This is a genomic window from Mesorhizobium sp. M5C.F.Cr.IN.023.01.1.1 (assembly GCF_003997585.1).
GTDB classification, from domain to species: Bacteria; Pseudomonadota; Alphaproteobacteria; order Rhizobiales; family Rhizobiaceae; genus Mesorhizobium; species Mesorhizobium wenxiniae.
Map to the genome: position 1 here is coordinate 1 of NZ_RZSU01000274.1, position 244 is coordinate 244.

General features: G+C 63.9%; 2 pseudogenes. One reads left to right on the top strand and one right to left on the bottom strand.

Annotated features, from left to right (window positions below):
- A pseudogene (locus tag EOA78_RS37675) lies at positions 1-152 on the bottom strand (ABC transporter permease); the annotation flags it as partial.
- Here EOA78_RS37675 and EOA78_RS35725 point away from each other — a divergent pair.
- Positions 106-244, top strand: a pseudogene (locus EOA78_RS35725) (ABC transporter permease); the annotation flags it as partial. The pseudogenes EOA78_RS37675 and EOA78_RS35725 sit on opposite strands and share 47 nt — an antisense overlap.

The following is a 244-nucleotide window of genomic DNA, read 5'->3' on the forward strand; positions in this document are numbered from 1 at the left end:
ATGCCGACCGGGTGCAGGCGCCCCATCAGCGCCACCGCGATGCCGACGAAACCGGCACCCGAGACGAATTCAAGCGCGACATTGTGCTGATCGCCCATCGTCGGATTGAGCGCCATCATGCCGGCGATCAGCCGCGACATGATCGTCATCATCCAGGGCCTGGTCATCCTGTTCGCCGGCGCGCTCGAGCACATGTTCCGACCCTATGTCCAGGCACTGTTCGCCTCGCTCAGCCCGAGATCTG